The organism is Segatella baroniae DSM 16972 = JCM 13447, from assembly GCF_000426585.1.
Lineage (GTDB): Bacteria > Bacteroidota > Bacteroidia > Bacteroidales > Bacteroidaceae > Prevotella > Prevotella baroniae.
Genome location: NZ_AUFQ01000001.1, coordinates 211,145 through 232,597 on the forward strand (window position 1 = coordinate 211,145; position 21,453 = coordinate 232,597).

The 21,453-nt window shown below is 52.7% G+C and carries 20 protein-coding genes; 5 read left to right on the forward strand and 15 right to left on the reverse strand.

Annotated elements, in window-relative coordinates:
- The first annotated feature begins 14 nt into the window (after window positions 1-14).
- Window positions 15-905, forward strand: coding sequence for a dTDP-4-dehydrorhamnose reductase (rfbD, locus tag K334_RS0100970; RefSeq protein ID WP_025882078.1), 891 nt, complete (start codon window positions 15-17; stop codon window positions 903-905).
- A complete protein-coding gene (locus K334_RS0100975; RefSeq protein ID WP_027444372.1) occupies window positions 902-2,488 on the forward strand; it encodes a peptide chain release factor 3 in 1,587 nt (528 codons plus the stop codon). Before rfbD ends, K334_RS0100975 begins: the two co-directional genes overlap by 4 nt.
- Before the next feature lie 654 nt (window positions 2,489-3,142).
- Here the strand turns inward: K334_RS0100975 and K334_RS0100980 are convergent.
- Genes K334_RS0100980 through trpD form a run of 7 tightly spaced genes read right to left on the reverse strand, consistent with a single transcriptional unit; the run spans window position 3,143 to window position 9,706 of the window.
- Window positions 3,143-3,706: an anthranilate synthase component II gene (locus K334_RS0100980; protein ID WP_025882161.1), complete on the reverse strand. Its 564-nt coding sequence runs from the start codon at window positions 3,704-3,706 to the stop codon at window positions 3,143-3,145.
- Complete coding sequence (locus K334_RS0100985) at window positions 3,703-5,148, reverse strand: anthranilate synthase component I family protein (RefSeq protein ID WP_025882160.1); 1,446 nt, start codon at window positions 5,146-5,148, stop codon at window positions 3,703-3,705. Before K334_RS0100985 ends, K334_RS0100980 begins: the two co-directional genes overlap by 4 nt.
- Window positions 5,149-5,181: 33 nt before the next feature.
- The gene (trpB, locus tag K334_RS0100990; protein WP_027444374.1) at window positions 5,182-6,384 is read right to left on the reverse strand and encodes a tryptophan synthase subunit beta; all 1,203 of its coding nucleotides are present in this window, start codon (window positions 6,382-6,384) and stop codon (window positions 5,182-5,184) included.
- Between the two features lie 4 nt (window positions 6,385-6,388).
- Window positions 6,389-7,165 (reverse strand): tryptophan synthase subunit alpha, encoded by a 777-nt coding sequence (gene trpA / locus K334_RS0100995; RefSeq protein ID WP_025882158.1) that lies wholly within the window; start codon window positions 7,163-7,165, stop codon window positions 6,389-6,391.
- 10 nt (window positions 7,166-7,175) lie between these two features.
- On the reverse strand, window positions 7,176-7,877 hold the full coding sequence (locus K334_RS0101000; protein WP_027444375.1) for a phosphoribosylanthranilate isomerase: 702 nt from the start codon (window positions 7,875-7,877) through the stop codon (window positions 7,176-7,178).
- Complete coding sequence (trpC, locus tag K334_RS0101005; protein ID WP_025882156.1) at window positions 7,874-8,662, reverse strand: indole-3-glycerol phosphate synthase TrpC; 789 nt, start codon at window positions 8,660-8,662, stop codon at window positions 7,874-7,876. Before trpC ends, K334_RS0101000 begins: the two co-directional genes overlap by 4 nt.
- A gap of 39 nt (window positions 8,663-8,701) precedes the next feature.
- The gene (trpD, locus tag K334_RS0101010) at window positions 8,702-9,706 is read right to left on the reverse strand and encodes an anthranilate phosphoribosyltransferase (RefSeq protein ID WP_025882155.1); all 1,005 of its coding nucleotides are present in this window, start codon (window positions 9,704-9,706) and stop codon (window positions 8,702-8,704) included.
- A 703-nt stretch (window positions 9,707-10,409) separates the two neighbouring features.
- Here trpD and K334_RS0101020 point away from each other — a divergent pair.
- Window positions 10,410-11,003 carry a sigma-70 family RNA polymerase sigma factor gene (locus K334_RS0101020; RefSeq protein WP_025882154.1) on the forward strand — a complete coding sequence of 198 codons (594 nt, stop codon included), beginning with the start codon at window positions 10,410-10,412 and terminating at the stop codon, window positions 11,001-11,003.
- A 102-nt stretch (window positions 11,004-11,105) separates the two neighbouring features.
- Here K334_RS0101020 and rpe read toward each other — a convergent pair whose 3' ends face one another.
- The 5 genes from rpe to K334_RS0101040 all read right to left on the reverse strand — a co-directional run bounded on the left by rpe (window position 11,106) and on the right by K334_RS0101040 (window position 17,028).
- Window positions 11,106-11,762 (reverse strand): ribulose-phosphate 3-epimerase, encoded by a 657-nt coding sequence (gene rpe / locus K334_RS0101025; RefSeq protein ID WP_021590460.1) that lies wholly within the window; start codon window positions 11,760-11,762, stop codon window positions 11,106-11,108.
- A 41-nt stretch (window positions 11,763-11,803) separates the two neighbouring features.
- Window positions 11,804-11,953, reverse strand: coding sequence for a hypothetical protein (locus K334_RS14670; protein WP_154655511.1), 150 nt, complete (start codon window positions 11,951-11,953; stop codon window positions 11,804-11,806).
- A gap of 279 nt (window positions 11,954-12,232) precedes the next feature.
- Entirely contained in the window at window positions 12,233-13,684 is a 1,452-nt protein-coding gene (locus K334_RS0101030) for a glycoside hydrolase family 57 protein (RefSeq protein ID WP_025882153.1), read from the reverse strand.
- Between the two features lie 117 nt (window positions 13,685-13,801).
- Window positions 13,802-15,070, reverse strand: coding sequence for a glycosyltransferase family 4 protein (locus K334_RS0101035; protein WP_021590432.1), 1,269 nt, complete (start codon window positions 15,068-15,070; stop codon window positions 13,802-13,804).
- 14 nt (window positions 15,071-15,084) lie between these two features.
- Entirely contained in the window at window positions 15,085-17,028 is a 1,944-nt protein-coding gene (locus tag K334_RS0101040; RefSeq protein ID WP_027444376.1) for a glycogen debranching enzyme N-terminal domain-containing protein, read from the reverse strand.
- Between the two features lie 250 nt (window positions 17,029-17,278).
- Between K334_RS0101040 and K334_RS0101045 the strand changes: the two genes are divergently transcribed.
- Window positions 17,279-17,983, forward strand: coding sequence for a Crp/Fnr family transcriptional regulator (locus K334_RS0101045; protein WP_025882151.1), 705 nt, complete (start codon window positions 17,279-17,281; stop codon window positions 17,981-17,983).
- Here the strand turns inward: K334_RS0101045 and miaA are convergent.
- Window positions 17,969-18,910: a tRNA (adenosine(37)-N6)-dimethylallyltransferase MiaA gene (gene miaA / locus K334_RS0101050; protein WP_025882150.1), complete on the reverse strand. Its 942-nt coding sequence runs from the start codon at window positions 18,908-18,910 to the stop codon at window positions 17,969-17,971. The two genes, K334_RS0101045 and miaA, sit on opposite strands and share 15 nt — an antisense overlap.
- A gap of 71 nt (window positions 18,911-18,981) precedes the next feature.
- Window positions 18,982-20,010 carry a type I glyceraldehyde-3-phosphate dehydrogenase gene (gap, locus tag K334_RS0101055; RefSeq protein WP_021590489.1) on the reverse strand — a complete coding sequence of 343 codons (1,029 nt, stop codon included), beginning with the start codon at window positions 20,008-20,010 and terminating at the stop codon, window positions 18,982-18,984.
- 300 nt (window positions 20,011-20,310) lie between these two features.
- Here gap and mscL point away from each other — a divergent pair, with 300 nt between their 5' ends.
- Window positions 20,311-20,736 carry a large-conductance mechanosensitive channel protein MscL gene (gene mscL / locus K334_RS0101060; RefSeq protein ID WP_025882148.1) on the forward strand — a complete coding sequence of 142 codons (426 nt, stop codon included), beginning with the start codon at window positions 20,311-20,313 and terminating at the stop codon, window positions 20,734-20,736.
- Window positions 20,737-20,967: 231 nt separating this feature from the next.
- On the opposite strand, the gene K334_RS0101065 is transcribed toward mscL, so the two are convergent.
- Complete coding sequence (locus K334_RS0101065; protein ID WP_025881321.1) at window positions 20,968-21,291, reverse strand: hypothetical protein; 324 nt, start codon at window positions 21,289-21,291, stop codon at window positions 20,968-20,970.
- Between the last annotated feature and the right edge of the window lie 162 nt (window positions 21,292-21,453).

Genomic DNA, 21,453 nt, shown 5'->3' on the forward strand with positions numbered 1-21,453 from the left:
AAGAAAACAAATCAATGAACATACTTGTAACGGGCGCCAACGGACAGCTCGGCAATGAAATCCAGATTGCCGCGCGCGACAGCAAGGATCGCTACATCTTCACGGACATAGCCGACGGCTACCGGCAACTTGACATCACCCAACTCGACGATGTCCGTCGGTGCGTCGAAGAAAACCATATCCGTTGCATTGTCAATTGCGCCGCCTGGACCAATGTCGACGCGGCGGAGACCGCCGGCGAAATCGTAACGGCACTCAACGCGACGGCACCCGAAAACCTGGCCGTCGCCATGAAAGAGGTCGGCGGCCTGCTCGTCCACATCAGCACAGACTACGTTTTCGGCGGAGACCCCTACAACGTGCCGTGTTCTGAAACACAACAGGGCACACCTACAGGCGTCTATGGCAGGACAAAGCTGCTGGGCGAGCAGAAAATCCAAGCCACGGGCGTCGACCACATCATCATCAGAACAGCATGGCTATACTCCGAGTTCGGCAAGAACTTCGTCAAGACCATGCTCGGCCTTCTCGCCACCAAGCCACAGCTGAAAGTCGTTTTCGACCAAACAGGGACGCCAACGCATGCCGGTGACCTTGCAAAAGCTATCCTTTACATCCTCGAAAGCAGGCTTTTCAAAGGGCAATCGGGTATCTATCACTTCTCAAACGAGGGCCTTTGCTCTTGGTACGACTTTGCGAAGGCGATTGCGTCGCTGTCCCATCTCACGGCCTGCGACATCCAGCCATGTCACAGCAGTGAGTTTCCAAGCCCCGTCAAGCGCCCGGCCTACTCCGTATTGGACAAGACGAAGATCAAGAAAACATTCGACATCACCATCCCCTATTGGATGGACTCGCTGAAAGTCTGCATCGATAAACTTTTAAACAACAAATCAACCACATGAACGAAATACAAAGAAGACGTACATTCGCCATCATATCCCATCCCGACGCGGGCAAGACGACGCTGACAGAGAAGTTCCTCCTCTTCGGCGGACAGATTCAAGTAGCCGGCGCGGTGAAGAACAACAAAATCCGCAAGACGGCCACCTCGGACTGGATGGACATCGAGAAGCAGCGTGGAATATCCGTCTCCACGTCGGTCATGGAGTTCGACTATCTCCCCGATGGCGAAACGGGCGAGCCCTACAAGGTCAACATCCTGGACACGCCCGGCCACCAGGACTTCGCCGAAGACACCTACAGGACGCTGACAGCCGTCGATTCGGCCATCATCGTGGTCGACGGAGCCAAGGGCGTGGAGGCGCAGACCCGCAAACTGATGGAGGTCTGCCGCATGAGAAGCACGCCTGTCATCATCTTCATCAACAAGATGGACCGCGAAGGCCGTGACCCGTTCGACCTGTTGGACGAACTTGAAGAAGAACTTCAAATCAAGGTGCGCCCCCTGAGCTGGCCCATCGGACAGGGCATGCGGTTCAAAGGCGTCTACAACATCTACGAACAACAGCTCAACCTCTTCACGCCCAACAAGCAGCGGGTCACCGAAAAGGTGGCGGTCGATATCCAGAGCGACAGCCTCGACGAGCATGTAGGTGAACGCGAAGCCCGCCAGCTCCGCGACGACCTGGAACTTGTCGACGGCGTTTATCCGGAGTTCGATGTTGAAACCTACCGCAGCGCCGAAGTGGCTCCTGTCTTCTTCGGGTCGGCCCTCAACAACTTCGGCGTCCAGGAGTTGCTCAATTGCTTCGTCGAAATAGCACCAAGCCCCAAGCCCACGCAGGCCGAGGAGCGAATGGTACAGCCCGAAGAGCCCAAGTTCACGGGCTTCATCTTCAAGATTACGGCCAACATCGACCCCAACCACCGCAGCTGCATCGCGTTCTGCAAGATTTGTTCCGGCAAGTTTGTCCGCAACCAGCCCTATCTGCACATGCGTCTGGGCAAAACGGTAAGGTTCTCCTCCCCCACCCAGTTCATGGCGCAACGCAAGAGCACGATAGAGGAAGCCTATCCGGGCGACATCGTGGGCCTGCCCGACAATGGCATATTCAAGATCGGCGACACGCTGACCGAAGGCGAACAGCTCCATTTCCGCGGGCTTCCGTCATTCTCTCCCGAAATGTTCAAGTACATCGAGAACGACGACCCCATGAAGAGCAAGCAGTTTCAGAAAGGTCTTGAACAACTGATGAACGAAGGCGTGGCCCAGCTTTTCGTCAACCAGTTCAACGGCCGTCGGATTGTCGGCACCGTAGGCCAGCTCCAATTCGAGGTGATACAATACCGATTGGAGAACGAATACAACGCCAAGTGCAGATGGGAACCCGTCCACCTGCACAAAGCATGCTGGGTGGAAGCGGAGAATCCTGTGGAACTGGAGAACTTCAAGAAGCGCAAGTACCAGTACATGGCCAAGGACATCGAAGGCAGAGACGTCTTTCTGGCGGACTCGGGCTACGTGCTCAGCATGGCGCAACAGGATTTCAAAGATGTCAAGTTCCACTTCACCAGCGAGTTTTAACCACGTCGCCCCCCTTCCGGGAGTGCAAAGTAAAACTGTGTCAGGTCGGTTCATGGGAGCATAGCCAAGGCGGTAGCGCACATTAGCTTCATGCCATGGTCAAATCATCTAAATAGCAAGAGGCATGGGGTGGTTCATCATAAAATAAATCATAAACCCAAATCATTGGCAAGTCTGCTCACGTTGAGCAAACGTCTCGGCAAATGACAGCAGATTTGCCGAGGCTTGAGAAATCGCCAAGACAAAACGGGTGTCAAATGCTCAACTTGAGCAAACACCAAGACAAAACATTTGTTAAATGCTCAACTTGAGCAAACGCCAAGACAAAACATTTGTTAAATGCTCAACTTGAGCAAACGCCAAGACAAAACATTTGTTAAATGCTCAACTTGAGCAAACGCCAAAGCAAAACATTTGTCAAATGCTCAACTTGAGCAAACGCCAAGACAAAATATTTGTTAAATACTCAACTTGAGCAAACGCCAAGACAAAACATTTGTTAAATGCTGAACTTCAGCAAATGCCAAGACAAAACATTTGTTGAATGCTGAACTTCAGCAAACGCCAAAGCAAAACGGATGTTGAATGCCGAATGCGATCGTCTGTGATTTCAGACGTCCAGGCAGGATGGCGAGGGCAGGATGGCGCCAACCGTCATCCATGCCCCAGCCAGTTCTCCACCATCTTGGTTCCCAAGGGAGTCAGCACGCTTTCGGGATGGAACTGAATGCCACGCACATCATGTTCACGGTGCCGCAGCGCCATGATTTCGCCGTCGTCGCTCATCGCAGTGACCTCCAGGCAGGACGGAAGTTCTTTCCCGTCCACCACCCAGGAGTGATAACGCCCCACGTCCACCCGACGGGGCAACCCCTCGAACAACGGGTCTGCCTCCAGCGTGATGGGCGTCGCCACGCCATGATACACCTGGGACAGGTTTCGCAACCGACCGCCAAAGACTTCGGCAATGGCCTGATGGCCCAGGCACACGCCCAATATCGGCTTCCGACCCGCATAATGCCGAATGACCTCCATGAGCAAACCGGCCTCAGAGGGTATTCCCGGCCCCGGACTAAGGACCAGCCGGTCGAAAGGCGCCAGGTCGGACAACTGAAAACGATCGTTGCGATAAACGGAAACCTCGACGCCCAAGCCCCTGAACAGGTGGGCGAGGTTGTACGTGAACGAATCGTAGTTGTCTATAATCGCTGTTTTCATAATGCAGAAGCTATTTGAATGGCCCTCACCAAGGCACCAAGTTTATGATTGCTTTCCTCCAACTCGTAGTTCTCATCGCTCTTGACCACGACGCCCGAACCGGCCTGGAACCACAACTCATGGTTGCGCGAAACGAAGGTGCGGATGACGATGGCCTGGTTCAGGTCGCCGTCCAGCCCGATAAAGCCGATGCACCCTCCGTAGGCGCCACGGTTGTGAGGCTCAAGTTCGGAGATGATCTGCATGGCACGCACCTTGGGGGCGCCCGACAGCGTGCCGGCGGGGAAGGTGTCGACAAACTCCCTCACCCTGACAGCAATCCTGTCCTCACGGGTGGGGCGGTCGGACAACTCCGTAATCGTACCCTGCACCCTCGACACCAGATGGATGACATGGCTGTAGAACTGCATGTCCTTATAGAAGTCTACCTGCACGTCGTGGCAGTTGCGGCTCAGGTCGTTGCGTGCCAAATCCACCAACATCACGTGTTCGGCATTCTCCTTGGGGTCGTTGCGCAGAAATTCGGCATTCGCCTTGTCCTCTTCCAGGTTGCCGGTGCGCGGAGTCGTGCCCGCGATGGGATCGATGAAAGCCCGGTCGCCCACCACCCGATTGTGCGTCTCCGGGCTGGAGCCGAAGATTCTGAAACCGCCGAAGTCGAAGTAGAACAGATAGGGCGAGGGATTGACGGCCCGCAAGGCACGGTACAACTTGAAGTCGTCGCCCTCATATTTCTGCACGAAACGCCGGCTGACGACCACCTGGAACACGTCGCCACGCATGCAGTGGGCCACGCAACGGCGGATGTTGGCCTTATGCTGTTCGTCGGTCAGCGTGGAAAACGCCTCTCCGAGCGGACTGAAACCATAAGTGCGGCCCACCGGCTTGGCGATTTGCTTCAGGATGGCCTCCACGCCTGCGGCGTCAGCGTCGGCCGTCAGCGTCACAATCTGCATCGTATTGTTGAAATGGTCGAACACGATGAGGTCACGATAAAGGATGTAGAGAATGTCGGGGGCGTCGTTTTCCTCCATCGTCGAGTCCACGACGGCTATGTCTTCAAAATACCTGACGGCATTGAACGATGTGTAGCCATACAAGCCGCAATACTCGCTGCCTTCGCCCGTGACGTGGAAGCCTGCGATGAAGTCGGTCAGGGCGTGGGCCACCTCCTCCTTGGCCTCTCCCTTGCGGGCCGTCGAAAGCAGCTTGCGCTCCTCCCTGCCGTCGGGCCATTTCATGACGATTTCCCCATGTCCCACCCGAATGGAGGCCAAAGGATGGGTGCCGATGAACGAGCGGGCGTTGTCGTTGCCGTGATAATCGGAACTCTCCAGCAATGCCGACTGGGGATAAAGGTCGCGCAACTGCATGTAGACGCCCACGGGCGTATAGAGGTCGGCCAGCATTTTCCTCGTCTGGGTCGTATAGTTGTATTCCATGTGATGTAGTGGATAAATTCAGAAACGAATGGTTCAAAACTCGCCGTACTCCCCGGCCAGCGCCTTGTTCTTCAAGAACGTCTCGACGTCCTTGTCGCCGCGGCCGCTCACCGTCAGCACCACGACATCGTCCGGCTCGAACTTCATCTTGGCCAATGCCGCAACGGCATGCGCGCTTTCGATGGCGGGGATGACACCTTCCATGCGCGTCAGTTCATAGCCGGCATAGATGGCTTCGTCGTCGTTGATGGCCAGAATGTTCGTGCGGCCGCTCCGAGCCAGCTGGGCGTGCATGGGGCCGATTCCGGGATAGTCGAGCCCGGCGCTGATTGTGAAGGCCTCCTTGATTTGTCCGTCATCGGTCTGCATGACGAGTGTGCGCGACCCATGGATGATACCCTCGGTGCCGCAGTGCATGGTGGCCGCCGTGTAGTCGGTGTCGATGCCGTGGCCACCGGCCTCGGCCAGATAGATTCCGACCCGTTCGTCCTCGATGTAATGGTAGATGGTGCCGGCCGCATTGCTGCCGCCTCCCACGCACGCCACCAGGTAATCGGGATAGTCGCGTCCCACCTGCTCTTGCAACTGCCACTTGATTTCCTCGGAAATGACACTCTGCATGCGTGCCACGATGTCGGGATAAGGATGCGGCCCCATGGTGGACCCGACGATATAGAACGTGTCCTGCGGATGGCTGCACCAATCGCGTATGGCCTGCGAGCAGGCGTCGCTCAGCGTCATGTTGCCCGTCGTGACCGGATGGACTGTGGCCCCCAACATGCGCATGCGCTCCACGTTGACATGCTGCCGCTCCACATCGGTGGCTCCCATGAAGATTTCGCACTGCATGCCCATCAGGGCGCAGACCGTGGCCGTGGCCACGCCGTGCTGTCCGGCTCCGGTCTCGGCGATGACGCGGGTCTTGCCCATCTGCCGGGCCATCAGTATCTGACCGATGGTGTTGTTGATCTTATGCGCGCCCGTGTGGTTCAGGTCTTCCCGCTTCAGGTAAAGCCGACAGCCATACTTCTCGCCCATGCGACGGGCGTGGTACAGCGGCGAAGGCCGTCCCACATAGTCCTTCAGCAGTTGATGATACTCCTTCTTGAACGACTCGCTCTCGATGATTGGCAGATAAGCCTGCTGCAAATCCGTCACGCATTTATACAGGATTTCAGGAACGTAGGCTCCGCCGAAGCTGCCGTAAAATCCGTTTTCGTCTGGTTGATTTCCCATTATCTTATTGTTTTAACGCATTAAATAACTCATCCATTGCCCGTTCGGGATCGCCCGTTTCATTGAGCAAGGTAACAAACTTGCTGCCGATGATGACACCCGCCGCGTGGGCCCGCGCCGACTCCAGCGTCTGCCGGTTGCTGATACCGAAGCCTATCATGCGCGGATTGCGCAGCTGCATGGCGTCGATTCGCTCGAAATAGGCCAACTTGGCGTCGCCGAACGACTGTTGGGCACCCGTGATGCCGGCCGAGCTGACCATATAGACAAAACCGTCGGTATGGTCGTCGATAAAGCGGATGCGCTCTTCCGACGTCTCGGGCGTTATCATCATGATGACCCGAATGTCGTAACGGTCGGCCACGGGCTTCACCACCTCGAGGTAATCCTGGAAAGGCAGGTCGGGAATGATGCAGCCGCTGACGCCGCACTCCACACAACGGGCGAAGAAAGGCTCCACGCCATAGTGCATGATGACATTGAGATAGCCCATCAGCACCAGCGGTATCCGCACGTCGTCCTTGACGGCCCGCAGCTGCGAGAAGAGCAGATCGAGCGTCATGCCGTTGCGCAGGGCCACGGTGCCGGCACCCTGGATGACTGGGCCGTCGGCCAAGGGGTCGCTGAAAGGTATGCCCACCTCGATCATCGAGACGCCGCGACGCTGCAACGTCGTGATGACGGCCCCCGTGAGGTCGAGCGTCGGGCAACCGGCGCAGAAATACAGTGACAAGAGTTTTCGGTCATGACGTTCCGAAAACAACTGGTTGATCTTATTCATATCGTTCTGTTTACTGACGATTATTGGCGGGAACGAAACCCATTTCGTGCAAGAACGTGCGCAACAGGGCCACATCCTTCACGCCGGGGGCCGTCTCGAACCTGGAGTTGAGGTCTATGCCCGCCATCCCGGGATGGTGGAAAGCCTTCAGACGCGCCACGTCGTCAGGCCCGATTCCACCGCTCAACAGGAACGGCGTGTGGCCTTCATAGTGCCGCAGCACCGACCAGTCGAAATGTTTGCCGCTGCCCCCTGCAAGCGGCGTCTTCGTGTCGAACAGGAAAAAGTCCACTTCGCCTTCATAGTCGCCGCACCGCGCCAAGTCGGACGCGTCGCGAACGGGCAACGCCTTGATGATTTTGATTTCCGGTTGTATGTCCGGTATGAGGGTGGCCTTCAGGTTTCGAATCATCGTGATCGTCTCGTCGCCGTGCAACTGCACATAGTCGAGGTGGTAATTGTACACGCGTGTGACGATGTTCTGCACCGTGTCGTCGACAAAGACACCCACGCGGCGGGGTGAACGGCCCATGCCGGCGGCGGAGGCAAGCGAAGCCTCGGCCCGGTCGGGCAAGAGGCCCATGCCACTCGGCGTCATGGGCACGTAGCGTCTGCTCCGTGGCCAGAAGATAAAGCCCAACATGTCGACACCAAGGTCGGCGACAGCATGGATGTTATCGGCATTGCGCATGCCGCAAACTTTCACAATCATGTCAAATCGGTTATAAATTGAGACAAAGCCAGGGCCGGGTCGGCCGCTTTCATGAAATATTCGCCCATGAGGAAGCCGCTGAATCCGGCTTCGCGCAGTGCCTTCACGGTCCGCGCGTCATGGAGTCCGCTCTCGCTGACACGGCACAGGCCGGCAGGCAGGCGGTCGGCCAAGAGGAACGACTGGTTGACATCGGTGACGAAGGTGCCCAAATGGCGGTTGTTGACGCCCACCATGTCGGGTTCGGCGTCGACGTAATCAAGCTCGCGCTCGTCGTGCAGTTCGAGCAGAACCTCCAACTTCAGCTGACGGGCCAGCCCGACGAAGCGCGTACACTCCTCCTTGCTCAGGCAGGCGGCGATGAGCAGCACGGCCGAAGCGCCGCAATATTTGGCCTGGAAAAGCTGATATTCGTCGATGACGAAATTCTTGTAAAGCACCGGCAGGCCGAGTCCGGCGGCTCGGGCCTGCTGAACAAACTCGTCGTAGCCGCCGAAATAATGTGTGTCGGTCAGAATGCTGACCGCCGTCGCACCACCCCGCTGATAGCCCAGCGTGATGTCGGCCGCCTTGGCGTCCTGATGAATCCAGCCCAACGAGGGGCTCTTGCGCTTGAACTCGGCTATCAGACCGGTGGGCGACTGCCTCAACCGGCGCGACATGGAGGACGTCTCATCGTCAAGACGCGGGCGGACAAGTTCCCACAGCTGGTGCATCGGAACGTACATCTGCCGTTCGGCAATCTCCTGCCGCTTGTAGGCTACGATTTCTTCGAGTATATCCATAACGATCAATGAGAATTGAGAAAAGATGAACGATTGGTGTCAGGAGTTGATTTCAACAAACCGACGGAACGTGCGGAGGGCACTGCCGCTGTCGATACTCTCGCGGGCGATGGCGATACACTCCTCGATGGTCTTGCGTCCCCGCTCCAACACCTGGATGGCAAAACCCGCATTGGCGAGCACGATGTTCTTCTGGGCCGGCAAGGCACGGTTTTCCAACACGGCGTCGAAGATGTCCTTGGCTTCTTCCTCGGTGGCCCCACCCCGCAACTCGTCGGGCCGTGCAATGTCGAACCCAAGGTCGGACGGCGCGAACACCTTCTCGTAGGTGTTGGTCGACACCTTGAAGTCGCCGGTCAGCGATATTTCGTCGTAGCCGTCAATGCTGTTGACAATGCCGTAATCAATCCCAATGCGCTGATACACCTGGCTGTAGAGCCTCATCTGGTCGAGCGTTGCCGTCCCGAGCAACTGGCATTGGGGCTTGGAGGGATTGATGATGGGCCCCAGAAGATTGAAGAATGTGGGGAAAGGCAGTGCCTTCCGGATGGGGCCGACAAACTTCATCGCCTTGGCAAACAGCTGGGCATGAAGATAGACAATGCCGGCCTCGTTGATGGAACGGTTCAACTTGGAAAGGTCGTCGGTAAACATGACGCCGTGATTGCGGATGACATTGCTGGCCCCACTGACGCTCGTGGCGGCATAGTTTCCATGCTTGGCCACCTTGTAGCCGGCCCCGGCGATGACAAAGCAGGCTGTCGTCGAAATGTTGAACGTGTTCTTCCGGTCGCCACCCGTCCCCACGACGTCGATGTAACGGTCGCAATCCAAGGGGACAGGAACGCCGGTGGCCAGGATTCCGTCACGAAAACCAAGAAGTTCGTCGACCGAAATGCCACGCATCTGGATGGCGGTGAGCAGCGCCGTGATTTCCGTATCGGAGAACTGCTGCTCCGTGATACCGACCAGGATGGACTTCGTTTCTTCACGGGTGAGCATCTCGTGGTTCATGATTCTTGAAAAAACTTCTTTTGTATTCATAAGCTTTCGTATTGAATGATTTGTTCAAAGACAGGAGAAATAAAACGAGGCCTGTCGCAAGTGCGGCAGGCCTCTATCTATGGTGCGGATGAATACCAACACACGGCTTCGCTACTCACGACTTTCCAATCTTGAGTTGCGCCACCACCATGATGTTGTCTGATTCATGTTCATCTTGTCCGTGATTTGATCTTCGGATGCAAATATACTGCTTTTCTTTAATCTGACAAATGTTTCCTTATGTTTTTTGAGAAAAATCTTCCATTTCATAATCACACGCCCTCCTATGCTTCTATCCGCGCATGATGATTTCAACAAAAGACCAACGAAAAAGTCGAGAAGGCGACCGGTACAAACGACAAAAGAGTAAAATATTAGGTAAAAATTTGTGAATGAAGATAATAATAATTACCTTTGCTTTACGTTACAATGCCTTGCAAGGGATTCACCGGCCGACGGCCGCGTTGCAAAAGCAGGCCTTTCGGGCGGCGAAAGCTACCCTTTCGGCTTGCAAAAGCAGGCCTTTCGACATGTGAAAGGGCTGCTTTGAGCGGCGAAAAGCCATCCTTTTGGAAAACAGGGGAACGGCAGCGGGGACACGGCGACGGACCGGGGCAAGGCCGCAGACATTTTTTTATTCACATCCTAACAAAGAAAACGCCTATCGAGACACCTCTACGCAAAGAAACTACACATCGAGGAAATGAAGAATCTTGAAGGAATGACCGACGAGGAGTTGGCTCTGCGCTACATCGAAGGTGACAACAAGGCTTTTGACTTGCTGTTGGAACGCAACCAGACAAAACTGTTCTCTTACATCATGTTCGTGGTACGCGACCACAACTTGGCCGACGACATCTTCCAGGAGACGTTCGTCAAGGTCATCAGCACGCTGCAGCAAGGCCGCTACACCGTCAATGGCAAGTTTTCGGCGTGGATCATGCGGATTGCCCACAACATCATCATGGACAATTTCAGGCTGGCGAAGGTGGAGAAAATCGTAGATACGGACGGACATGAACTGGAACAGCTCAAGACAAGCGAGGTGTTGACCGATTGCGTCGAGCAGGTGTTCGTAAACACACAGGTGATGAACGACGTGAAAAACATCATGGAACAGTTGCCCGCGCCACAGCGCGAGGTGGTCTACATGCGTTTTTACCAGCAGTTGTCGTTCAAGGAAATCGCCGAACTGACCAATGTCAGTATCAACACGTCGCTGGGACGGATGCGCTACGCCATCCTCAACATGCGCCGGATGGTGAGGGACAACCGCATCCATCTACAGGTGGAATAGACACGCCGCACACCGCGGTGAAGAACGCGAACAAACGAATGAAAGCCGACATTGCCCATTGCGTGCAGTGTCGGCTTTTCTGGCTTCAAAAGACGACCGACCTCAGCGAGGCAGATTCTTCATGATGGAAATGGTGGACAGCGGATCGGTGCTCTTGAAGATGAAACTGCCGCTGACGAGCACGTCCACGCCGGCCTTCACCAGCCGTGGCGCCGTCTCGGCTTGCACGCCGCCGTCCACCTCTATCAAGGCGTGGCTGCCCGAACGCTTTATCAGTTCCTTGAGCCGGACCACCTTCTTGATTGTGTTTTCTATGAACTTCTGCCCGCCAAAGCCAGGGTTGACGCTCATGAGCAGCACCATGTCCACGTCGGCGATGATGTCTTCGAGCATGCTCACGGGCGTCGATGGATTCAACGTCACGCCGGCCTTCATCCCTGTGGCATGTATCTCCTGTATGGTACGGTGCAGATGCGTGCAGGCTTCGTAGTGTACGTTCATCATCATGGCACCGGTCTGGGCCACCTGTCGGATGTATTTTTCGGGCTGGACGATCATCAAATGCACATCAAGCGGCTTCGTGCAATACTTGCCCACGGCTGCGATGACAGGAAAGCCGAAGGATATGTTGGGAACAAACACCCCGTCCATCACGTCCATGTGGAGCCAATCGGCTTCGCTCCGATTGATCATCTCGATCTCGGACTTGAGATCGATGAAATTGGCAGACAGCAGCGACGGGGAAACAAGTGTTTTCATCTTGAATGTTGTTGGGAATATGGAATATAAGCAAGTTGACACTAATTGACCTTCATCGAAAGGACTCGTCCGGAACGGCCACCGACCTGACACATTCTGGCGATGTGGCGTAGAAAGTCAAGTGTCTGGCGGGCCGGACTCGTCGATTCGGGAAGCAGAAAGGAAACGTCTTCAGGAGTAGAATACTTCATAGGCATGGTGTTTTAGAAACAATTGAATTGAATAGCACATAAAACTCGGCATGACATATACATGCTATCTGGATAACGGATTGTCGGCCCACTTATTATATCTCGCCCACAGACTTGTGAAATATAAGCCATAAAAAAGAGGTTGGTGCAGGAAGCTACCAACCTCGAGGGACGATTTCGTTCAAAAAAAATAAATACGAAATCATAAGTGTGGGACAAATATAAACCATATAATCGACAAAAGCAAGAAAAATGTTGGATTTAACACTTCACTTGGCTTCACGCTGTCGGTTCGTCGGCCTTCACCACCTTCTTGGCAACGGGCTGCTTGGCCTTCGGTTTGGCTGTCGACGCCTTGCTTGCAGGCTTCTTGGCCGCTTTGGAAGCTGTGGCTTTTCCACCTTCATACTTCTCGCGGAGCTTGAGCTCCTCCAGTTCCAATTTGGCAATCTTGGCTTGCAGACGCGTAATTTCCTTGTCTTTCACCTCGATTTCGTCGCCTTGGTTGTTGATGGTTGTCAGCATGGCTTCGAGCTGGTCGTTGTCAAGTTCCTCGGGATAGAGGCAATTTACGCGATTGATGAAGTCGCCGAGAATGTTCATATAGTTTGTAAACGCGTCGAAAGGACTGCTGTAAATGCCGCGGTCAAGCCCGACATTGCTCGGCTTGGTGGTCATGAAGCGGAAGTTGTTGCTGGCCTGCAGATAGTCCCAATCCTGATTGATGCGGGGGTCGTTGGCAATCCTCACGCGGTCGGCGACGCTGTAGAGCTTGTTGAAGGCCTCGCGTTGCATCGGATTTCCGAGCCAACTACTGATGTCTCGCTCCTCGTCCACCCAGCTCAACGTGTCGGGTACATTCAATTCGCCTACGCTGTTGAGCTTCATACATATCTCCGTCGGGGTGGAGAAAGTAATGCCACGCTGCTTGGCGCAGGCCGGCAATGCTTTCAGGAAGTCCAAGATGTTGCTGGAAAGCGGTTGCGCTATGCCCAAGGCGGACAGTTCCATGAAGATGTTGATGACCTGTTCTTCTTCCGGAAGACGGGCTATCTCGTCTGCATAGGTGTCGGCAAACAAAGGATAGCCGTCCCAATCGCTGTTGTTGAAGCGCAGGGAGATGTCGTCACTCAGCCTCACGTCACGCAAAAGGAGCTTGAGTTTGGGGTTCAAAGCGCAATGGTAAATGTAGTGCGGCGACTTCCAGCCAAGCACGTGGCGGGCACCTTCGGTGAGCATTCCCTTGAAACCCATTTGAGCCACCTGCTGTCCGATGTCGTCACTGTAGATCAGTGAGGAGTTGCGCAGCACCTTCGGCTCCTGGCCAAAATACTCTTTGATTTTCTGGCATTGCTTTTTGACGTCGTGGGCGAAGCTCTCCTCGTTGACCAAAGAAGACAAGCCGTGGGAGTAAGGCTCCGCGAGGAACTCCACGCAACCGGTCTCGTTGAGCTGCTGGAGCTTCTCCAAGACCTGCGGCGCATGCAGTTCCAACTGCTCAATGCCCACGCCGCTCAACGAGAAGGCTACTTTGAAATACTTGCCATGCTCCTGTATCATGGCCAACAGGGTGTTCAGGGCAGGGATATAACTGCGTTCGGCAATGTCGCCGATGGAGCGTTCATTCTCGAAAGTGTCATAATAATAATGGTCGGTGCCGATGTCGAAGAAACGATAACGCTTCAGATGAATGCTCTGGTGTATCTCGAAATATAAACAGATTGTTTTCATTGTGGTAATGTGATTAGTTATCTATAATGATAGATGATGAATTAAAAGGTGATAGAGTTTTTGTTTCATGCAGACAAACCTTCGTTTGTAAATCGCCGACGTGGAAATGCCGTCGGATCATCGCCATCCGAGGGTTCGTTCGTAAAGTTCCCGTATCCACAAGCCCACCTTTTCCCAAGTGATCTGGTCGACTTCCTTCTTGCCTTCCTCCTGCAAATAGGTGAACAAACTTTCGTTATGGCAGATACTGTAGATGGCATCGGCCATTGCCTGGATGTCCCAATAATCTATTTTAAAGCAATTGGACAAGATCTCCGCACAGCCGCTTTGTTTGGAAATGATGGCCGGGGTTCCGCACTGCATGGCCTCCAACGGAGAAATGCCAAACGGTTCGCTGACGGAAGGCATGACATAGACATCGGAATCTTTCAGACATTCATAGACTTGCTTGCCCCGCATGAAGCCGGGAAAGTGGAACCTGTCGGCGATTCCCCGCTCTGCGGCCAGATAAATCATCTGGTCCATCATGTCGCCGGAGCCTGCCATGCAGAACCGGACATTGCGACTGCGATGCAACACCATGTTGGCGGCTTCCACAAAGTACTCCGGCCCCTTCTGCATGGTAAGCCGTCCCAGGAACGTGACGACCTTCTCCTTGCCGTGATGGTCGGGGCGTGGCAGGTCCTGCAACTCTTTCACCAACGGATAGACCGCGTTGTGGACGGTAAAGACCTTGCGGGGATCTTGATGATACTGATGGATGACGGTCTGCCGGGTCAGCTCGGACACGCACATGATGCAATCGGCGTTGTCCATCCCGTCTTTTTCTATCGAATAAACGGTCGGATTGACATGTCCGCGACTGCGGTCGAAGTCCGTCGCATGGACATGGATGCAGAGCGGTTTGCCGCTCACCTGCTTGGCATGAATGCCTGCCGGATAGGTGAGCCAGTCGTGGGCGTGGATAATGTCAAAGTCCATTGTCCTTGCCACCACACCGGCTATGACCGAATAGTTGTTGATTTCGTCGTGCAGATTGGAAGGATAGCCTCCCGCAAAATCCATACAACCCAAATCATTCACATTCATGTAATTGAAATCGGCATAGATATGGTCCCGCAACCGGTAATAAAATTCAGGATCCATCACATGCCCTACACGGCTCTTTACCGTGTCAAAATCCACATCGCGCCAAGCAATCGGCACGCAATTCATTGCCACTATATTGGCGGCGCTATGGTCTTCGTCTCCCCAAGGCTTGGGCAAACACAGCGTTATGTCGACGTCTCCCTGCGCGTGCAGACCTTCCGTGATACCAAAGTTCGCTGTTGCAAGGCCACCGAACACATGAGGAGGATACTCCCATCCAAACATTAATACTTTCATCTCAGTTCCTCCTTTTAATAATCAAACTTCTCTATCAACTCAAGCGTGCGCAGTATCTCCGCCACATTGATGGCAAAAGAGATAGCCCCTCGCCCTTTGAAGGGGGGATTGCCGTCGAACAGCTCTGGAATCGTTCCCAAACAAAGGTTTGTCATCTCATCTTCGTAACCGACCAACTGGCGGTTGACAAAGCTCAGTCGTGAGCGCTTGTACAATTTCAGACAGGCTTCCATATAGAAACCGCCCAGCCATGGCCAGGCCGTCCCCTGATGATAGGCATAGTCACGCTGGTTCTGCGGACCGACATACAAAGGATTATACCCTCCGCTCTTGGGAGAAAGCGAACGAAGTCCCTTGGGAGTCAGCAGCTCGCGCGTGCATATATCCAATACATTTTTCTTCTGTTCCAGGTTCAAAGGTGAATAGTCGAGCGCAACGGCAAAGATCATGTTGGGGCGTACGCTCCAATCCATCATGTTTCCATCCACATAATCGAACAGATAACCATACTCATTCAGGAATGTTTCTACGAAAGAGCGTTTGCAACGCTCTGCCATTTCTTCCAACCGGGCTGCCTCTTCGGCATTCTGCTCCAATGCGGCCAGCGACGCAACGAACTTCAAGGCGTTGTACCAGAGTGCGTTGAACTCTACAATATACCCTGTGCGTGGGACTACAGGCTTGCCGTTGACCGTGGAATTCATCCATGTGACAGGGTGTTCCTTCCCGTTTGTCCGAAGCAATCCGTTGTCATCAAGCTTGAGATTGGGATGTTTTCCCGACCCGATGTAACGCAACATGTCGGTCAACAGACGACCATACTTCTTCTGGCAGACCTCTTTTCCCGCTTCCTTGGCATACTGCTGGATGCACCAAAAGGCCCACAACAGGACATCCGGCTGCTCTATTTCATACATTTTTACAGTGAGCGGTTTCTCCTCCATGAACTCTCTGAGGCCACGTTCCGCAGTCTGCATCACCAATTCGAAGTAGTCGCGCTCCTGAATCGACAGCGTCAATCCGGGAAGTGCTATGAAAGTATCGCGCGCCCTGCACTTGAACCAAGGATAACCGGCCAGGATATAGCGGTCATCATTCTTCATGCGCAAATGGAATTGATGGGCGGCGTTGACAAGACAATGGAAGAAATTGTCACGCGGACTGCGCTCTTCCACTTCATCTTCGCAAAGTTTCTTCAATTTTGAAACCTTTATTTCAGACGTGGAAGCCGAAAAGACAATGCTTTCACCCTTCCTTATCGGCATTTCGAAATAGCCGGGAACATATAAATCTTCATTTGAAGCATAACCTCGCTCCTGCTCTTTCGGATATTCCACACCCCTATACCAATCAGGAGCAAAGATGAATTCATTAGATTTGCTGAATTGCATGTAGAGATCGGGGTAGCCGGCATACATGCAAGTCTTGATTCCGTTTTCCACCTGCTGGTAGTCTCTGCTGGCGACACCATTCTCATGTGTAAACTGGCGCACACTCCTGAATGCCAAAAACGGCCTGAATCGCAGCGTCGTTGCAGAGTGCGCATCCACCAAAGTATAGCGAATTAGAATGCGGTCTTCATAATGTTGGAAGACAACTTCCTTTTTCAAGATTACTCCACCTACCCTATATAAAGTAGTTGGGACTTTGTCACAGTCAAATTCCCTGATGTACTTATGCCCCTTGGGGCTGTAGTTGTTGCCCTGATACTTGTGTAGTCCCAGATTGAATTCAGCTCCATGTTGCACGACCGTAACATCCATAGAAGACAACAGCACATGGTTCTCGTCGTCCAGTTCCGGAACCGGGACGACCAACAGCCCATGATATTTTCTCGTATTACAGTCGACAATAGAAGAACATGAATAGGCACCGGAACGGTTTGTACGCAACAACTCCCTTGGAAGAGACTCTTCGAGGTTCGTCATCAGTGCTTTTTCAAATCGCAAATAACTCATAGTTCTCTATATATTAAGGCTTTAAACGTTTAAAAAAGGTAATTTACACTCTTGGGGCAGACTTGCAAAAAGCAGCCCCTTCTATTTTCAAAAGTAATATATTATTTGTTGATAACAAAATTACAATGTGATTAATTCGAAATAAAGCCAGAAAACATGTTATAGAAAATATTTTTCGTAAAGAAATATACTTATATCAACCTAAATTCGTAATTTTGCAAGCAAGAGATTTATACATCAACAGCAGGATATGATTTCAAGAAACGAGGTACAAAAAGAAGAGGTTGTGGAAGCAATCGGCAACCTTTGGGCACCGTTGACAGACCTTCAGCGTCAGTCTTTGTCAGACAATATGGAGTTGAAGTATTTCAAAAAGAATGAAATCATTTACAAAGACTTTGACAACCCCAACTCCATGATGTGCCTTGTCCACGGCAAAGTCAAAATCCATAAAGACGGTATCGGCGGTAGAAATCAAATCATTCGTGTCATCAAACCCATCGATTTTTTTGGATTCAGGGCCTACTTTGCCAAAGAACACTACAAGACGGCGGCAACCGCGCTCGAAGCGTCAGCCGTAGCTTTCTTCCCAATGTCGGTCATTCTTGACCTGATGAAGGAAAACTTCAACGTAAGCTTGTTTTTCATCCATTATCTTTCCGTTCAGTTAGGTTACAGCGACGACCGGACAGTCAGCCTCACACAGAAACACATCAGAGGCAGATTGGCAGAGGCCCTGCTGTTTCTCAAAGACAGTTACGGCCTCGAAGAAGACGGATATACACTCAGCATATATCTCAGCAGAGAGGATTTGGCCAGCATGTCCAACATGACGACCAGCAACGCGATACGAACTCTTTCGGCCTTGGCCTATGACAAAATCATCGCCATCGACGGGCGCAAGATCAAGCTCATAGACATTGAGAAACTGCAAAAGACTTCAAAGCTGGGTTGACCTGGTTTCCAACAAGCCGCACACCACATCCACTTTTTCGTTCATGGGAAGCTGGGCGTCTATCCAATGAATCTTAAAGCCACGACGCTCCATCCCCCGAAACCACGTCATTTGCCGCTTGGCAAATTGATGAATCGCGATTTCCAAGTCGCCGAACATCTTTTCATACGTGGTCTTGCCCGTCACATACTCGGTCACATACTTATACTCCAAGCCATAATAGATAAGGTCCCTCGCAGAAACGCCCTTCTCCAGCAGTCCACGCACCTCGTCTATCATGCCGGCAGCCAACCTCTGCTTCAATCGATTCGTAATCTTTGCCCGACGCGCGTCCCGCTCTATTCCGACACCTATTATTATAGAATCGATGGCAGGGAAATCTCTTCGCGGCTGTGGGTTCTTTGAATTATAAGTTTCTATTTCTATCGCTCGAATCGCCCGCTGGCACGAATCCACATCCGTCCTATTGTGCATGTTACTTCCATTCCTTTCCTTCAACCTCAGCAAGATGGAAGTCAACTCGTCCAAGGTCTTTCCTTCCAAATCCGCGCGGAGTTCTGGATTTTGCGGTACAGGAGAAAGCCGATAGCCCTTCAATACCGACTCGATATAAAGGCCCGTTCCCCCACAAAGTATTGGCTGCACGCCCCTACCCGTCATGTCTTGGTAGGCCCTCATAAAGTCCTCTTGATAACGAAACAGGTTGTATTTGGTGCCTGCGTCACATATATCTATCAGACGATAGGGTATGCTCCGCCCCTGCACCGTATAGTCTTCCAAGTCCTTGCCGGTTCCGATGGTCATGCCACGATAAACCTGACGGGAATCCGCAGAAATGATTTCACCACCCAAGCGATACGCCACGTGGGCGGCCAATTCCGTTTTTCCGCTGGCAGTAGGGCCGAGTATCGTCAGAAGTTTCTTCATGGCACAAAGATAATAAAAAATCCCTGCCGGCAGAACCGACAGGGATATTATTTCAAGTAAGTGAAGTCTTATTACTTCAACTCTGCAAGATACTTGATGGTACGAACCATCTGAGAAGTGTAAGAGTTCTCGTTGTCATACCAAGAAACAACCTGCACCTGATAAGTATCGTCGTTGATCTTGCTTACCATCGTCTGAGTGGCGTCGAAGAGAGAGCCGAAGCGCATGCCGATGATGTCAGAAGAAACAATCTGATCCTCGGTATAGCCGAAGCTTTCGGTTGTAGCGGCCTTCATGGCAGCGTTGATACCCTCAACAGTAACATCCTTGCCCTTCACAACAGCAATCAGGATCGTTGTAGAACCTGTCGGAGTGGGAATGCGCTGTGCAGAACCAATCAGCTTGCCGTTCAGCTCGGGGATTACAAGACCGATGGCTTTGGCAGCACCCGTCGAGTTGGGAACGATGTTGCAGGCACCTGCACGTGAGCGACGGAGGTCGCCCTTGCGCTGCGGACCGTCGAGAATCATCTGGTCGCCGGTGTAAGCGTGGATGGTGGACATGATACCCGACTGGATGGGAGCGTAAGCGTTCAGGGCAGCAGCCATGGGAGCCAAGCAGTTTGTCGTGCAAGAAGCAGCAGAGATAACAGTGTCAGCCGGAGTCAGCGTCTTGTGGTTGGTGTTGTAAACGATGGTCGGAAGGTCGTTGCCTGCGGGAGCAGAGATGACCACCTTCTTGGCACCAGCTGCAAGGTGGGCCGAAGCCTTCTCCTTAGAAGTATAGAAACCGGTGCATTCGAGAACAACGTCTACATTGAGTTCGCCCCAAGGAAGTTCAGCTGCGTTTGGCTTAGCGTAGATGGTAATCTCCTTACCGTCAACGATAATAGAGTTCTCCGTTGCCTCAACAGTGTGCTTGCCTTCGCCGAACTTGCCTGCGAAACCACCCTGGGCAGTGTCATACTTCAAGAGGTGAGCCAGCATTTTGGGACTTGTCAAGTCGTTGATGGCAACAACTTCATAACCATCAGCCTCAAACATCTGACGGAATGCGAGACGACCAATACGGCCAAAGCCGTTAATAGCTACATTTGTCATTTTAATTTGTTATTTAATAAAGTTTATATAAGAATATAAATAATCTCCGTAAAGTCTACATTGATAAAACTACAAGCCGAAAACAGATTAAAATCCACGTATTTATCGAAAACCTGTACTTTTTCTTTTTTACAAGCGCAAAGTTACGAATTTATTTCTATATTTGCACTCGCAAAGTGTATTAAATTAAGTAAAAAGCAGAGGAAACAAATACTTTTAGAAGCGAAAACAAACCGTTTGTCAACAGAGTGTAATCTCCAGGTTGCAAACGCCGTTTTTCATTTAACACCAAACATATTTATGAGCAAGTTTATCAATGAGTTCAAAGAATTTGCAGTAAAAGGAAATGCGGTCGACATGGCTGTCGGCGTAATCATCGGAGGTGCTTTCGGCAAGATAGTAAGTTCCATCGTAGACGACATCATCATGCCTCCCATCGGGTGGCTCATCGGCGGCGTCAAGTTCACGGACCTGAAGTTCACGCTCCCAACGATGGAAATTCCCGGTGTCGAGAAGATGGAAGCCGCGACAATCAACTACGGCAATTTCCTCCAGACGGCTTTCGACTTCGTCATCATCGCCTTCTGCGTGTTCCTTCTCGTGAAGGGAATCAACAAACTGACCAAAAAGAAAGCCGAAGAGACGGCTGCCCCCGCGCCGGAACCGGCCCCGACGACAGAAGAAAAGCTGCTGACGGAAATCCGAGACTTGCTGAAAAAGCAGTAGCCACACCTCTTTCATTCCCATACAAACGCAAGCCCGAACCTTTTTTCATGCAGGTTCGGGCTTTTATCGATGGTCTTCGCATTGACCACCGCTGTGCTTTTGCATCGTCACCGCTGTGCTTTCACCCCGTCACCGCTGTGCTTTCACTCGGCCATCGCTGTGCTTTCACCCCGCCACCGCTGTGCTTTCACCCCGTCACCGCTGTGCTTTCACTCGGCCATCGCTGTGCTTTCACTCGGCCACCGCTGTGCTTTTGCATCGCCATCGCTGTGCTTTCATGAGATGGAAAGGCAACAAATTGATCGGGAAAGCCATGCTTTGGCCTATCATCATCGCAAAAATAAAGGCCAAAACCTTTGCCATCACTCGATGACAAGGCAAAGGGCAGGAAACCGCGCTGAATCTCTTGTCCGCAACCAATGTGCCATCAGCTTGAAACGGCACCCCCTTTTCAGCCTTTGCAAGGCCGTCTCCAGGCCAACCGAAAGTCCAAAGGAGCGTGTCGGAAGCCCCATGAGACTGGTAAAAACCGACAAAAAAACTTGCAAAAGTCATAAATCATGCTTACATTTGCGAGCAGATGACCATTCGGGCGGGACTTTACGAGAGGCGCAACTCCATCCGTTCGGTGCCGTTGAAGAGGAAGTTGCGCCCTCACCGTCCGACAGCCATTTCCACAAAGACAATGGAGGAACGGACTACCATCAAGTAACGACA

Bases quoted from the DNA above. Each gene is read 5' to 3' on its own strand.
- rfbD (WP_025882078.1), top strand. From the start codon at position 15: ATGAACATACTTGTAACGGGCGCCAACGGACAGCTCGGCAATGAAATC.
- K334_RS0100975 (WP_027444372.1), top strand. From the start codon at position 902: ATGAACGAAATACAAAGAAGACGTACATTCGCCATCATATCCCATCCC.
- K334_RS0100980 (WP_025882161.1), bottom strand. From the start codon at position 3,706: ATGAAAACAGCGATTATAGACAACTACGATTCGTTCACGTACAACCTC.
- K334_RS0100985 (WP_025882160.1), bottom strand. From the start codon at position 5,148: ATGGAATACAACTATACGACCCAGACGAGGAAAATGCTGGCCGACCTC.
- trpB (WP_027444374.1), bottom strand. From the start codon at position 6,384: ATGGGAAATCAACCAGACGAAAACGGATTTTACGGCAGCTTCGGCGGA.
- trpA (WP_025882158.1), bottom strand. From the start codon at position 7,165: ATGAATAAGATCAACCAGTTGTTTTCGGAACGTCATGACCGAAAACTC.
- K334_RS0101000 (WP_027444375.1), bottom strand. From the start codon at position 7,877: ATGATTGTGAAAGTTTGCGGCATGCGCAATGCCGATAACATCCATGCT.
- trpC (WP_025882156.1), bottom strand. From the start codon at position 8,662: ATGGATATACTCGAAGAAATCGTAGCCTACAAGCGGCAGGAGATTGCC.
- trpD (WP_025882155.1), bottom strand. From the start codon at position 9,706: ATGAATACAAAAGAAGTTTTTTCAAGAATCATGAACCACGAGATGCTC.
- K334_RS0101020 (WP_025882154.1), top strand. From the start codon at position 10,410: ATGAAGAATCTTGAAGGAATGACCGACGAGGAGTTGGCTCTGCGCTAC.
- rpe (WP_021590460.1), bottom strand. From the start codon at position 11,762: ATGAAAACACTTGTTTCCCCGTCGCTGCTGTCTGCCAATTTCATCGAT.
- K334_RS14670 (WP_154655511.1), bottom strand. From the start codon at position 11,953: ATGAAGTATTCTACTCCTGAAGACGTTTCCTTTCTGCTTCCCGAATCG.
- K334_RS0101030 (WP_025882153.1), bottom strand. From the start codon at position 13,684: ATGAAAACAATCTGTTTATATTTCGAGATACACCAGAGCATTCATCTG.
- K334_RS0101035 (WP_021590432.1), bottom strand. From the start codon at position 15,070: ATGAAAGTATTAATGTTTGGATGGGAGTATCCTCCTCATGTGTTCGGT.
- K334_RS0101040 (WP_027444376.1), bottom strand. From the start codon at position 17,028: ATGAGTTATTTGCGATTTGAAAAAGCACTGATGACGAACCTCGAAGAG.
- K334_RS0101045 (WP_025882151.1), top strand. From the start codon at position 17,279: ATGATTTCAAGAAACGAGGTACAAAAAGAAGAGGTTGTGGAAGCAATC.
- miaA (WP_025882150.1), bottom strand. From the start codon at position 18,910: ATGAAGAAACTTCTGACGATACTCGGCCCTACTGCCAGCGGAAAAACG.
- gap (WP_021590489.1), bottom strand. From the start codon at position 20,010: ATGACAAATGTAGCTATTAACGGCTTTGGCCGTATTGGTCGTCTCGCA.
- mscL (WP_025882148.1), top strand. From the start codon at position 20,311: ATGAGCAAGTTTATCAATGAGTTCAAAGAATTTGCAGTAAAAGGAAAT.
- K334_RS0101065 (WP_025881321.1), bottom strand. From the start codon at position 21,291: ATGACTTTTGCAAGTTTTTTTGTCGGTTTTTACCAGTCTCATGGGGCT.